The organism is Streptomyces sp. LZ34 (genome assembly GCF_053890475.1).
Genome location: NZ_CM132680.1, coordinates 990,896 through 1,003,786, shown reverse-complemented (window position 1 = coordinate 1,003,786; position 12,891 = coordinate 990,896). Strand labels below are relative to the sequence as shown.

Genomic DNA, 12,891 nt, shown 5'->3' with positions numbered 1-12,891 from the left:
GGGTGCTGGGTATAGGCCCCGGCAGGCCGCGTGTCGCTCAGTCGGCCAGCGAGGCGTTGACCGCCTTGTTGTCCTTCTCCACGGACCCTCCGTCGCCGAAGACGGCATGGCGCATCAGGGTGAGCCACGGCCCGTTGGGGTCGTTGAAGGTCTGGCCGAACTTCAGCGCGTACGGGGTGCGGCCGTCCGCCACGAGCCGGTTGATGGTCACCAGCCGCGGGTCGGCGTCGGAGTACTTGTTGGAGGCGAGGTCGGTGCGCGCCACCACGTCCTTGTGCGCGGCGACCACGTCGACCTGGGCCTTGTCACCCAGTGACCAGGCGAGGAAGTTCCAGGCCTGGTCCGCCGACTTGCTGGTGGCGGAGATGCCGATGGCGTCACCGCCGACGAAGGTGGACTTGCCGCCGTCGGGTCCGGGGATGGCCGCGACCCCGAGGTCGAGCTCCTTGGGCATCAGCCCCAGGGTGGTCGACGGCATGGGCATCACGCCGACCTTCCCCTTCGGGAAGACCCCGGTCCAGGTCGTGCCCGTCTCCTCGCGCGCGCCGGGGGCCACGATGTCGTCCTTCACCCACCCGCGGTAGGTCGCGTAGACCTCCTTCGCGGTCTCGGAGGACAGCTGTGCCTCCGTCCCCTCCTTGTTCAGCACATCGTCCCCCGCGGCCCAGATGGACGGCCACCAGGTGAACACGCCGCAGCCTCCGCAGTTGCCGCCGAAGAAGGTGCCGTTGACGTCTCCGCCCAGCGCGTCCACGGCCCGCGCCTGCCGGTCCCACTCGCGCAGACTGGTGGGGGGCTTCCCGGGGTCGAGCTTGGCCCGCCGGTAGAGCTCCTTGTTGTAGAAGAGCACCGACAGATCGAGGGTGTGCGGCACGACGTACTTCTTGCCCTCGTACGTACCGGCCTTGATATGCGACTGGGCCAGGTCCTCGGCGAAGGGCAGGGCGTCGATGCGGCCGGTGAGGTCGGCGAAGAGCCCGCTGGAGGTGTAGTTCGGCACGAACACCACGTCCGAGGCGAACAGATCGGGCAGATCGCGGGAGCCGGCGGCCGCACCGACCTTTGCCTGGTAGTCGTCGGTGGGGATGACGGTGAGCTCGATCTTGTTCTTGTGGCTCGCGTTGTATGCCTTGACCAGGGCCTCGCTCTGCGGCCGGGTCGCCGCGCGCGTCCACATCGTCAGCTTGGTGCCGTCGTCGAGGCCTTTGACGCCCCCCGCTCCGCTTCCTCCGCCGCCCGAACCGCCGTCCGACCCGCAGGCCGTGACCATGCTCGCGGCGGCGAGCAGCGCGAGGACACCGGTGGCGAGTCGGCGCATGCGTCCACGTGGTCCGGCCGTGCTCCCCATGACGATCTCCCTTGTGTGGCGGCGGGCCGTGGGCAGGCCGACCGGTCGGGACGATGGCTGTGGTGGCACTGAACTCTGCGACGGAAACGAACCGAAAAGGCTTTCCGAGAAACTAGGACTGGTCTCATCACTCGTCAATCCCCTTGTAGAGAATGGCCATGGGGGAGTCATCGAAACCTCGGAAAAATCTCGAGTACGCCCTGACCTGAACAACTGACGTACCGTTTTACGCGCGATGTGCCACCCTCGACGGCCCGGCACGCGACGCGAGACAGGAGTACAACCCATGACCCAGGCCACCGGCCCCTCTCGTTCGCATCCCGTCACCCTCAGCGACGTGGCCCGGCTGGCAGGTGTGTCCATCGCCACCGCGTCCAAGGCCCTCAACGGCCGCAGCCAGGTGCGCGCGGAGACGAGGCAGCGGGTGATCGAAGCGGCCGAGCGGCTGTCATTCCGGCCCAATCAGCTGGCCCGCGGCCTGCTCGCCGGGCGGACGGGCACCGTCGGTCTGCTCACCAGCGACCTGGAGGGCCGGTTCTCCATCCCGATCCTCATGGGCGCCGAGGACGCCTTCGGAGCCGGCGAGGTCGCGGTGTTCCTCTGCGACGCCCGCGGTGACGCGATCCGCGAGCAGCACCATGTCCGCGCGCTGCTCGGCCGCCGGGTCGACGGCCTCATCGTGGTGGGCAGCCGGACCGACCCCCGTCCGTCCCTGGGCCGCGAACTGCCGGTCCCCGTCGTCTACGCGTATGCCCCGTCGGATGATCCGGAGGATCTGTCCATCGTTCCCGACAGCGTCGGAGCCGGCCGGATCGCCGTCGATCATCTGCTCGCCTGCGGCCGTACCCGGATCGCGCACATCACCGGCGATCCCGGGTACCTCGCGGCGCAGGAGCGGGCCGAGGGGGCCCGGGCCGCGCTCGCCGAGGCCGGTCTCGCCCTGGTCGGCGAGGTGCGGTTCGGGGTGTGGTCGGAGGGCTGGGGGCGGGCGGCCACCGCGATGCTGCTCGACCGGCACCCGGACGTGGACGCCGTCCTGTGCGGCAGCGATCAGATCGCCCGTGGCGTGATGGACGTACTGCGCGAGCGCGGCCACCGGGTGCCCGAGGACGTGGCGGTCATGGGCTTCGACAACTGGCAGGTCCTGACCTCCGCCTCCCGCCCGCCGCTGACCAGCGTCGACCTGAATCTGGAGCAGGTCGGGCGCGCGGCCGCGCGCGCCTTGTTCAGCGCGATCGCCGGGGCACGGCGTTCGGGGGTGGAGACCCTGTCCTGCCGCGCGGTGATCAGGGGGTCCACGGCACCGCTGTCCTGAGCGTGGCGCCACATCGCCCGTTTCTGTTGACAGCGTGGAGGCACGCGCTTACCTTGCGAAAACCTTTTAGGTCAGTTTCACGCACGACCCCGGTACGCCTGATCCAACCCCGTCCGCCGGGGCTCCCGGGAGACCTCGTCGGAGAACGTCAGCGCCATCGTGAGCAACGCCTGCTGTCAACCGGACAGGGAGCGCCCGATGAGAAGACGCAGCATGACGGCTCCGTACGGGGCCGCCACCGTACATCTGGACATGGCGGGCGCGGTCATGAAGCGCCTCCTCGTCGCACTGATCCTCGTTATCTGTACGGTCTGTTCCGCGACCCCGGCCGGAGCTTCGCAGACCATCGGGTTCCCGACCTTCAGCGGACCCGCGATCCCGGCCCCGCCCGTCGCCTACACACCGGGCGACATGATGCGGTCCATCTACGACGCGGAGAGCTCGGGAACCGACTTCTGGATGGACCGCCTGCTGGCCCGCTCCGGCAACGATCCGGCCGGCCCCTGGCTGATGAGCCGTGGGCGTGCGGTCTTCATGAAGACCCACGACCCCGCGGTGCTCGGCTTCGGCGGACACGTCGCCTACTGGGAGAGCATCAGCGACAAGAACGCCTACAGTGTCGCGATCACCCCGGGCACCTTCACCGAACAGGTCTCCCAGCGCAGGCAGGCGCCCAGTCACTGGAAGAGCGTGCACACCAGCGGCTCGATCACGGTCGACCAGACCAAGTTCATCACCGACAACAACGTCGCCGTGACCAACCTGTCCATCAAGAACAACGGCACGAGCTCCACCACGCTGCAGTTACGGGCGACCTCCCCGTACGCGACGGCGGGCACCGGCAGCGAACTGACCGGCCAGGTCAACGCCTACAACAACCTCACCACCATCCGACCGCGACTCACCGGCGACGGTTTCACCGCCACCGGCGGCGGCCTGAACCGGTCCGTGACGATCGCGGCCGGAGCCACCGTGACCGCCAAGGTGGTGATGGGGTTCGTCACCGACGAGATCCCCGAGTCCCTCACGGAGTACAACGCCTACGCGGGCTATTCCAATGCCACCGCCTTCGCGACCCACGTCAAGGCCTACAACCTGTGGTGGGCGCAGAACGTGCCGTACATCGATGTGCCCGAACCCGCGATCAAGAAGAGCATCTACTACCGCTGGTGGCTGATGCGCTTCAACAGCCTCGATGCCAACATCCCCGGGCAGACCTACCAGTTCCCGACCTCGACCGAAGGCGTCCTCGGCTACAACAACGCGATCGCGCTCACCCAGCCCATGCACATCGACGACCTCAAGTATCTGCGCAACCCGGCCTACGCGTACGGGGACTGGCTCAACGTCGGCCAGGTCTCCAAGGGCGGTCGCTTCCTCGACAACCCGGGTGACCCGGAGAACTGGTCCAACAGCTACACCCAGTACATCGCCGAGGCGGCGTGGAAGAGCTACCAGATCCACGGCGGCCAGCCGGCGATCGCCAGCAACCTGGCCCGCTACGCCGAGGGAGACGTCAAGGGCCAACTCGCCTACTACGACCACGACAACAACAAGCTGATCGAGTACGACTGGGGTGCCCTGACGGGCAACGACGCCGACGCGGTCTCCTTCCACTGGAAGCCCGGCAACATGGACCGCGCCGAGTCCGCCTACCAGTACAGCGGCGCGATGGCCGCGGCGCAGGCCTACGACGCGGTCGGCAACACCGCCAAGGCCACCGAGATGCGCACGCTCGCGAACCAGATCAAGGACGCCATCGTCAACGTGCTGTGGAACCCGGGCCGGCAGTTGTTCGAGCACCGGTTGAAGTCGACCAACGAGTGGGTGCCCTGGAAGGAGATCAACAACTACTACCCGTTCTCGGTCGGAGCCGTCCCCAACACCGCGACGTACAAGCAGGCCCTGCGCCTGTTCGACGACCCGGCCCAATACCCCGTCTTCCCCTTCTACACGGCCAACCAGGTCGACAAGAAGGCGGCGGCCGACGCCGGGAACCCGGGCTCCAACAACTTCTCCACCATCAACTCCACCGTGCAGTTCCGGCTCTACTCCTCGGTGCTGCGCAACTACCCCAACTCCTGGATGACCCCGACCGACTACAAGAAGCTCCTGTACTGGAACGCCTGGGCGCAGTACGTCGGCGGCAACACCCAGTGGCCCGACGCCAACGAGTTCTGGGCCGACTGGAACGGCACCGGGATCGACTACCGCTCCTGGATCCACCACAACATCCTGGGCAGCAGCAACTGGACGGTGATCGAGGACGTCGCGGGCCTGCGGCCACGCAACGACGCCAAGGTCGAGCTCTCCCCGATCAACATCGGCTGGGACCACTTCACCGTCAACAACCTCCGCTACCGCAACGCCGACCTGTCCGTCGTCTGGGACGACCCGGCCGACGGAGTGGTGCGCTATCCGGGTGTTCCCGAGGGGTACTCGATCTTCATCAACGGCAACCGGGTCGCCACCGTCAACTCGCTGGTGCCCTTCACCTGGGACCCGGCCACCGGCAATGTGACGACGAACGGCACGGTCACGTACCACACCGCCGTCCCCGGGCTGCAGGCCCCCAACCAGGTCGTGCAGAACAGCCCCCGGCTCGTCGACATGTTCTCCAAGGCCGGTGTGGACCTGACCGCCGACCTCACCAACCTGGCCTCCGGGGCGACCGTGTCCGCCTCCTACACCGGGGCCGGCAGCAACGTCTCCGGGGCGGTCGACGGGTATCCCACCAACGAGCCGTTCTGGGGCGCCGGTGGCTCCTCCAACGCCCAGGACTGGTACGAACTGAACTTCGGGACCGCCCGCACGCTCAACGAGGTGCGCCTGCACTTCAAGGACAGCCGCCCGGCCAGCACCACCTACCGAGCCCCGTCCGCGTACACCATCCAGTACTACAACGGCAGTTCCTGGGTGGACGCACCCGGTCAGACCAAGAGCCCGGCGGCGCCGCAGGCCAACTACAACCTGGTGCGATTCCCGTCGATCAGCGCGCAACGCATACGGGTCCTGGCCACCAACGCCTCCGGAGCCAAGACCGGCCTCACCGAGGTCAAGGTCTACAACCGGAGCGGCGTTCCCAGCTCCCTCCGACCGACGAAGGATGTGCACCAGTGACCCGAGTCAGATGTCTGTCCGCGCTCACCGGCGTGCTCACCATGGTGGTCGCCTTCCTGGTGGCGCCATCCGCGTCGGGCGCCGGTCCCGCTGCTGCCGCCGCCTTCACGTCGACGGGGGTGAATCAGAACGGCGGCAACTGCCTGGACCTCCCCGACGGCTCGTCGACGAGCGGGACCCAGCTCCGGGCCAGCACGTGCAACACCGGCGGGAGCCAGACCTTCGGCTTCACCCCGGTCGCGGGGACGACCGACACCTATACGATCAGCACGCCCGCGTCCGGCCAGTGCGTCGACGTCTATGGCGCGTCCACGGTGGACAACGCCACGATCATCCAGTGGACCTGTCACGGTGAAACGAACCAGCAGTGGCGGCTCGTCCCCGTGTCGGTCGGCGGAGCCGACAAGACCTTCAACCTCGTCTCTGTGGCCTCCGGCAAGTGCATCGCGCCGAGCGGCGGCTCGACGGCCTCGAACACCGGCCTGGTGCAGCTGCCGTGCGGTACCGCGAATGGCCGGGTGTGGCGGCTGCCGGGCTTCACCGGCGGCGGGACGAGCGCGGGCACCTTCACCAACCCGCTCTCCCAGCGCGGACCCGACCCCTGGCTCACCTACCACGACGGGTACTACTACCTCGCCACCACGACCTGGAACTCGACGATCACCATGCGCAAGGCCAAGACCCTGGGGGGCCTTGCCACCGCCACCGACCAGGTGATCTTCAACCTCACCCGGCCCAACGGGGCCGGCACCATGTGGGCCCCGGAGTTCCACCTGCTCGACGGCCCGAACGGGAAGCGGTGGTACTTCTACTACACGGCCGGGCGTGAGCCGTACGACCTGGGCACCCAGCGGATCCATGTGCTCGAGAGCGCCGGTACGGACCCGATGGGCCCCTACACCTTCAAGGCCGATCTGCTCGACCCGACCCAGGACAACACCTGGGAGCTGGATCCGAGCATCCTGCAACTGAACGGCAAGCTCTACCTCCTCGGCACGTACTACAACGGCTCGCAGCCCATGTTCATCCGGCCGCTGTCGAACCCGTGGACCGCCAGCGGCACCCGCCGTCTGCTGTCCACCCCCACCTACAGCTGGGAGACGGTGGGCGGCGCGGTCAACGAGGGCGCCGAGGTTCTCCAGCGCAACGGCAAGACCTTCATCGTCTACTCCGCCAGCCACTGCTCCACGCCCGACTACAAGCTGGGGATGCTCACCTACAACGGTGGCGACCCGCTCAACTCCTCCTCCTGGGTCAAGTCACCGAACCCGGTCTTCCAGAGGTCCAACGCCAACGGCGTGTACGGCCCCGGCCACAACGGCTTCTTCAAGTCGCCCGACGGGACCGAGGACTGGATGGTCTACCACGCCAACAACTCCGCCGGCGGTGGCTGTGACATGAACCGCAGCACCAGAGCGCAGAAGTTCACCTGGAACGCGGACGGCACCCCGAACTTCGGCACCCCGGTGGCCCTCGGTGTCCCGCTGACCGCACCCTCAGGAGAGTAGCCGGACGATACGATCCCGGACCCCACCCTCGTCAGCGGGCCATCGACGCGATGGCCCGCTGATGCGGGGTGAAGGTGACGGGCAGTCGCTCGAGGCCGCGCAGACCGCTGGGCCGCCACCGCAGCTCTCCGGGCGACACGCTCAGGGCGAGACGGGAGAGGCGGCGCAGGACGGTTCCGATGGCGACCTGCCCCTCCATCCGGGCCAGCGACGCCCCGAGGCAGTAGTGAATGCCGTGGCCGAAGGCGAGGTGGGCGCTGTCCCCGCGGGTGATGTCCAGGCGGTCGGGGTCGGGGAAGTGTGCCGCATCGCGGTCGGCCATGGCTGAGGCGACCAGCACGGTCGCGCCCCGCGGGATGGCCACGCCCGCGATGGAGAGGTCCTCGCGCGCGAACCTGGCGATGCCGGGGCTGACCGGCCCGTCGTAGCGGAGGAACTCCTCGATCGCGTCCGGCATCAGCGCCGGGTCCTCCCGCAGCATCCGGAGCTGATCGGGGTGGGCCAGCAGAGCGGCGATGCCGCCGCCGATCAGGTTGACCGTGGTGATGTATCCGGCCGCCAGCAGCAGGAACGCCATGGAGACGAGCTCCTCCTCGGCCAGCCGCTGCTGCTCGTCCCGGGCCGTGATCAGCGCGCTGAGCAGGTCGTCCCCCGGCCGGGCCCGCTTGGCAGCCAGCAGCCCGGTCAGGTACGAGTGCATCTGCCGCCACGCGCGCTCCACCACGGCCGGATCCGGCGGCTCCGCCCCTCGCAGGATCAGGTCGTCCATCCACCGCTGGAACTCGTGCCGGTCGGCCGTGGGCACGCCGAGCAGTTCGCTGATGACGGTGACCGGAAGCGGCAGCGCGAAGTCCTCGATCAGGTCGGCCCGACCGGCCGACGCGACCACGTCCAGCAGCCCGTCGGCGATCTCCTGGACGCGGGGCCGCAGCTCGGCGACCCTGCGCGCGGTGAACGCCTGCGAGACCAGTCGACGCAGCCGGGTGTGGTCGGGCGGGTCGGCCCGCAGCATGTTGCTCACCAGGGACTTCCGCTCGACCACCGGCATCCGCCGCCTCAGCCGGGGATCCGACCCCTGGCAGACATCGCTGCTCAGCCGTGGGTCGGACAGGGCGGCCAGGCAGTCCTCGTAGGGCATGACCAGCCATGCGTCCAGGCCGCCGGCGATGACCGCGCGCCGCACCGGACCGTCCTCGCGCAGCTGCCGGTAGAAGGGGAAGGGGTCCGCCACGAAGGCAGGGTCGCCATAGGGCAGAACAATCGGCTGCTGGCTCATCGCGGCCTCCCAAGGAACACCACAGATTGTGTGAAGCTCACTTTTCGCCCTAAGGGTATATCCATGGCATAAACGGGTAGCGTAGGGCGCGACGCAGGAGATGCTGATGGACTATTTCGACCTCGGGACCTTCACCCGGCCCGTCTCGACACGTTCGCCTGAAGCGCAGCTCTGGTTCGACCGGGGGATGGTGTGGACATATGCGTTCAACCACGAGGAGGCCGTAGCCTGCTTTGAAGCCGCTGCGGAAGCGGACCCTGATTGCGCCATGGCTCATTGGGGAATCGCGTACGCGCTGGGACCGAACTACAACAAGCCATGGGACTTCTTCGACGAGGTGGACCTGGAGCGGACGGTCCGCAGGACACACGCCGCGGTGGAGCGGGCTCACGCGACGTCAGCGAATGCGACGCCGACTGAGCGGGCTCTGATCCAAGCCCTGCGCGCCCGCTATCCGCAGCCGCAGGCGCCGGAAGACTGCTCGATCTGGAACACACCGTACGCCGAGGCCATGCGCGCGGTGTACGAACTGGCGTCTGATGACCACGATGTCGCCACCCTCTATGCCGACGCGCTGATGAACCTGACTCCGTGGAAGTTGTGGGACCTGCGCACGGGGGAGCCTGCCGCGGACGCACGGACGGTCGAGGCCGAGACCGTCCTCGACCGGGCGCTGCGGAGCGAGGCCGGCGCCCGTCATCCCGGCGTTCTCCACATGTACATCCATCTGATGGAGATGTCACCGACCCCTGAGAAAGCGCTCGTCGTCGCCGACCGGTTGCGTGGGCTGGTTCCTGACGCCGGCCATCTGCATCACATGCCGTCACACCTCGATGTGCTGTGCGGCGACTACCGGCATGTCGTGGAGGTCAACACCGACGCCATCGCGGCCGACGAGAAATATCTGCGCCATGCGGGCGCGATGAACTTCTATACGCTTTACCGCTCCCACAACCATCACTTCAAGATTTACGGTGCGATGTTCCTGGGGCAGTGCCGGACAGCGCTCGACGCCGCGGCCCAACTGGAGGCATCGATCCCCGAGGAATTGCTGCGAGTCGACAGCCCGCCCATGGCCGAGTGGCTCGAGGGCTTCCTCGCCATGCGGGTGCACGTCCTCATCCGTTTCGGCCGATGGGAAGACATCCTCGCCCGGCCGTTGCCGACCGATCCCGAGCTCTACTGCGTCACCACAGCGATGCTGCACTATGCCCGGGGAGTGGCCTACTCCGCCCTGGGGATGATCCGCCGGGCCGAGGCCGAACGTGAGTCGTTCGCCTCCGCGGTCGAGCGTGTTCCCGAGAGCCGGATGCTGTTCAACAACACGTGCCGGGACATTCTCGAGGTCGCATCGGCGAAGTTCGACGGCGAGCTCAACTACCGAAAGGGCGAGTACGACCTGGCCTTCGCCTCGCTCGCTCACTCGATCGACCTCGACGACAATCTCCCCTACGACGAGCCGTGGGGCTGGATGCAACCGACCCGTCACGCATACGGGGCGTTGCTTCTCGAGCGAGGGCGTGTCGAAGAGGCGGAGGCCGTATACCGGGCGGATCTCGGGCTCGACGACACGCTCCCGAGGGCCTCACAGCATCCCGGGAACGTGTGGGCGCTGCATGGGTACCACGAGTGCCTGGTGCGGCTCGGCAAGGCGGCGGAGGCCAGGATCGTGGCCCAGCAACTGACCATCGCCGCCGCGCTCGCAGACGTTCCGATCACCAAGTCCTGCTTCTGCCGCCTCGATTCCGCGACTATCCGAGGATGAGCGGGAGTTTCGCGGCCAGTTCGCCCAGTTCGGCCTTCTCCGTGCCGGTCGGGGCACGCCGTCCCGTGCCGACCAGCAGCGCGTCCTTGTCGGACCACGACGCGGGGAACGACGTCCCGGCGATCTCCTCCAGCATCTCGCGTGACCGGGCGAGGCTCTCGGCGGGCGGTTCCGCCGTGCCCGGGAGGTGCGCGATCAGGTCGAGGTGGTGCAGGGTCCACTCCAGGACGTACGCGGAGAGGTAGTCGCCCGCGGTGAGCACCACGTCGCGGGTACCGACCCGGAGGACCGGGTCGGCCAGTTCGGCCGCGCGCCCGGCGGCGGACCCGACGTCGTCGAGGTGGAACTTCAGCAGCCGCGGCTCCTCGTACGCGGCGGCCAGCCGGACGGTCAGCGCGTCGAGCGGGTCGTCACCGGTCGGGGGCGTATCGGCGACCTCCCAGTAGGTCAGCGCGTTGCGCGTCGGTTCCGTTTCGGCGGGCGTCACGAGGGTGATCAGGACGTCCTGAGCGTCGATGACCAGGTGGCACACCAGGTCCCGCACGAGCCAGCCGGTACAGCCGGACGGCTGTGCGAAGTCCTCGTCCGGGAGTTCGGCGACCGCCGTGCGTAACGCCGTCCAAGAGCGTGAGAAGAGATCCACGGCCGCAAGCTAGCAGCGCGCGGCCCGCCCTGCGACCGATTTCGTGTTCACCCGGCCGGGGCGACGCGGAGATGGACCCCGGCGATGGCCTGGTCCGGCGCCGGTGCCGGACCGGCGGATCTCCTGGCAGAGGAACGGCGACGCGGTACCCTCGATGACCTCGACCACGTCGAGCACGGTGATCTGGTCCACGGGCCGGGTCGGCCGGTAAACCCCCTCGGGGCCGGTGGTCGCCTGGAGGACCCCGGCCCGTGTCATGGCCTGGAGGTGCTTGGACAGACAGGCCTCGGCCAACCCGCAGTGGCTTGCCGGCGCGGCACGGCGCGTCAGCCCGCCGGAACCTGGGCCGGCGGAATCGCGCAATGAAGACCCCACTCCACATCCTGTGACAGCTTCATGGAGGCTGCCTAAACATGTCGATCCTGGATATCCGGCATCTTCACACACCCAGTAGCCCCGCCCACCGCGGCCGGGAACCCCGCGAGGCCCTCCCGGAGGCGGCGCGGTGACCGAGCCGGACGACATCACCGCGCTGCTGGACTCCGGGCTGCTCACCCCCGTCCGGGCGGGCGCCCCCGCCGAGGCCGGGACGAGCGACCTCGCCTGGCTCCAGGCCCTGCTGGACGCGGAGGCCGGCCTGGTCCGTGCGCAGGCCCGGCTCGGCCTGGTCTCCGGGCGCATCGCCGAAACCATCACCGAACTGGCCCGCGCCGATGGCCTCGACCTGCGTGACCTCGCGGTCCGGGCCCGCGGTGCGGCCAACCCGGTCGTGGCCGTGGTCGCCGCGTTCACCGATCGGGTCGCGGCGGAGGACCCCGAGGCCGCCGAGTACGTCCACCGGGGCTCCACCAGCCAGGACATCATGGACACCGCCGCGATGCTGGTGGGCCGGCGCGTGAGCACCGAGATCCGCCGAGATCTGCTGCGCGTCGCCGACGTCCTGGCCGAGCTGGCGGAACGTCACCGCGACACCCCGATGGCAGGCCGTACGCTCGCGCTGCACGCGGTCCCGACCACCTTCGGGCTGAAGGCGGCGGGCTGGCTGGAGGGGGTGCGTCTGGCCACGGCCCGCCTCGACCAGGCCGCCGCCGGGCTGGTGGTGCAGCTCGGCGGCGCCGCGGGCACCCTCGCCGGATACCTCGAGCAGGCCCGGCTGCGCGACGAGCCGGGGCTCGCCACCTACGCGGACCGGCTCATCGCCGCGTACGCCGGTGAAATGGGGCTCGCCGAACCGCTGTTGCCCTGGCACACCATGCGCTTCCCGGTCGTGGAGCTGGGCCACGCCCTGGTCCAGGTGTCCGGCGTGCTGGCCAAGATCGCGGTGGATGTGCAGGTGCTCTCCCGCACCGAGATCGGCGAGGTGGCCGAGCCCGACGCACCCGGCCGGGGCGTCTCCTCCGCCATGCCGCACAAGCGCAATCCCACCCTGGCCACCCTGATCAGGTCCGCCGCGCTCCAAGTCCCCCCGCTGGCCCTGGTCCTCGGGCAGGCGCTGGCCGCCGAGGACGAGCGGCCGGCCGGCGCCTGGCACGCGGAGTGGCAGCCGCTGCGGGAGAGCCTGCGGCTGACCGGGGGAGCGGCGTACACCGCCGTACAGCTGGTGGAGGGACTCGTGGTCCGCCCGGAGCGGATGCGGGCCAACCTGGAGCTCACCGGGGGGCTGGTGGTCACCGAGCGGCTCGCGGCGGTGCTCACCCCGCTGCTGGGGCGGGCGCGGGCCCGAGCCCTGATGGACAGGGTGTCCGCCGAGGCGGCGGGCGGCGGCCCGGCCCTCGGCGAGGCGCTCGCCACGTCGCCCGAGCTGGCCGGCCGCCTGAGTGGGGCCGAAATCGCCGAGTTGCTGGATCCGGTCCGCTACACCGGCGCCGCAGGGGAGCTGGTCGACCGCGCGATGGCGGCGCGCCGCACCGGATGAG

General features: G+C 69.1%; 9 protein-coding genes. 5 read left to right on the top strand and 4 right to left on the bottom strand.

All coding sequences use genetic code 11. The annotated features are described in order from the left end of the window. Nucleotides 1–37: 37 nt before the first annotated feature. Complete coding sequence (locus tag ACWY4P_RS03190) at nt 38–1,348, bottom strand: ABC transporter substrate-binding protein (RefSeq protein WP_456208556.1); 1,311 nt, start codon at nt 1,346–1,348, stop codon at nt 38–40. 286 nt (nt 1,349–1,634) lie between these two features. On the opposite strand from ACWY4P_RS03190, the gene ACWY4P_RS03185 reads away from it, so the two are divergent. From ACWY4P_RS03185 to ACWY4P_RS03175, 3 genes are all read left to right on the top strand, one after another. Next, complete coding sequence (locus tag ACWY4P_RS03185) at nt 1,635–2,663, top strand: LacI family DNA-binding transcriptional regulator (protein ID WP_456208555.1); 1,029 nt, start codon at nt 1,635–1,637, stop codon at nt 2,661–2,663. A 267-nt stretch (nt 2,664–2,930) separates the two neighbouring features. Continuing rightward, nucleotides 2,931–5,783: a discoidin domain-containing protein gene (locus ACWY4P_RS03180; protein ID WP_456212792.1), complete on the top strand. Its 2,853-nt coding sequence runs from the start codon at nt 2,931–2,933 to the stop codon at nt 5,781–5,783. After that, nucleotides 5,780–7,291, top strand: a complete 1,512-nt coding sequence (locus ACWY4P_RS03175) for a family 43 glycosylhydrolase (RefSeq protein ID WP_456208554.1) — start codon at nt 5,780–5,782, stop codon at nt 7,289–7,291. Before ACWY4P_RS03180 ends, ACWY4P_RS03175 begins: the two co-directional genes overlap by 4 nt. 31 nt (nt 7,292–7,322) lie before the next feature. On the opposite strand, the gene ACWY4P_RS03170 is transcribed toward ACWY4P_RS03175, so the two are convergent. Beyond that, complete coding sequence (locus ACWY4P_RS03170; RefSeq protein ID WP_456208553.1) at nt 7,323–8,567, bottom strand: cytochrome P450 family protein; 1,245 nt, start codon at nt 8,565–8,567, stop codon at nt 7,323–7,325. 106 nt (nt 8,568–8,673) lie between these two features. Between ACWY4P_RS03170 and ACWY4P_RS03165 the strand changes: the two genes are divergently transcribed. Next, the gene (locus tag ACWY4P_RS03165) at nt 8,674–10,332 is read left to right on the top strand and encodes a hypothetical protein (protein WP_456208552.1); all 1,659 of its coding nucleotides are present in this window, start codon (nt 8,674–8,676) and stop codon (nt 10,330–10,332) included. Here the strand turns inward: ACWY4P_RS03165 and ACWY4P_RS03160 are convergent. Together ACWY4P_RS03160 and ACWY4P_RS03155 are read right to left on the bottom strand one after the other, a co-directional pair. Continuing rightward, nucleotides 10,319–10,975 carry a maleylpyruvate isomerase N-terminal domain-containing protein gene (locus ACWY4P_RS03160; RefSeq protein WP_456208551.1) on the bottom strand — a complete coding sequence of 219 codons (657 nt, stop codon included), beginning with the start codon at nt 10,973–10,975 and terminating at the stop codon, nt 10,319–10,321. The genes ACWY4P_RS03165 and ACWY4P_RS03160 overlap by 14 nt on opposite strands. A gap of 9 nt (nt 10,976–10,984) precedes the next feature. Then, nucleotides 10,985–11,233: an Rrf2 family transcriptional regulator gene (locus tag ACWY4P_RS03155; protein WP_456212791.1), complete on the bottom strand. Its 249-nt coding sequence runs from the start codon at nt 11,231–11,233 to the stop codon at nt 10,985–10,987. Nucleotides 11,234–11,480: 247 nt separating this feature from the next. Between ACWY4P_RS03155 and ACWY4P_RS03150 the strand changes: the two genes are divergently transcribed. Continuing rightward, a complete protein-coding gene (locus tag ACWY4P_RS03150; RefSeq protein ID WP_456208550.1) occupies nt 11,481–12,890 on the top strand; it encodes a class-II fumarase/aspartase family protein in 1,410 nt (469 codons plus the stop codon). Nucleotide 12,891 lies beyond the last annotated feature (1 nt).

Coding starts and splice junctions, on each gene's coding strand:
- ACWY4P_RS03190 (WP_456208556.1), bottom strand. CDS start 1,348: ATGGGGAGCACGGCCGGACCACGTGGACGCATGCGCCGACTCGCCACC.
- ACWY4P_RS03185 (WP_456208555.1), top strand. CDS start 1,635: ATGACCCAGGCCACCGGCCCCTCTCGTTCGCATCCCGTCACCCTCAGC.
- ACWY4P_RS03180 (WP_456212792.1), top strand. CDS start 2,931: ATGAAGCGCCTCCTCGTCGCACTGATCCTCGTTATCTGTACGGTCTGT.
- ACWY4P_RS03170 (WP_456208553.1), bottom strand. CDS start 8,567: ATGAGCCAGCAGCCGATTGTTCTGCCCTATGGCGACCCTGCCTTCGTG.
- ACWY4P_RS03165 (WP_456208552.1), top strand. CDS start 8,674: ATGGACTATTTCGACCTCGGGACCTTCACCCGGCCCGTCTCGACACGT.
- ACWY4P_RS03155 (WP_456212791.1), bottom strand. CDS start 11,233: ATGACACGGGCCGGGGTCCTCCAGGCGACCACCGGCCCCGAGGGGGTT.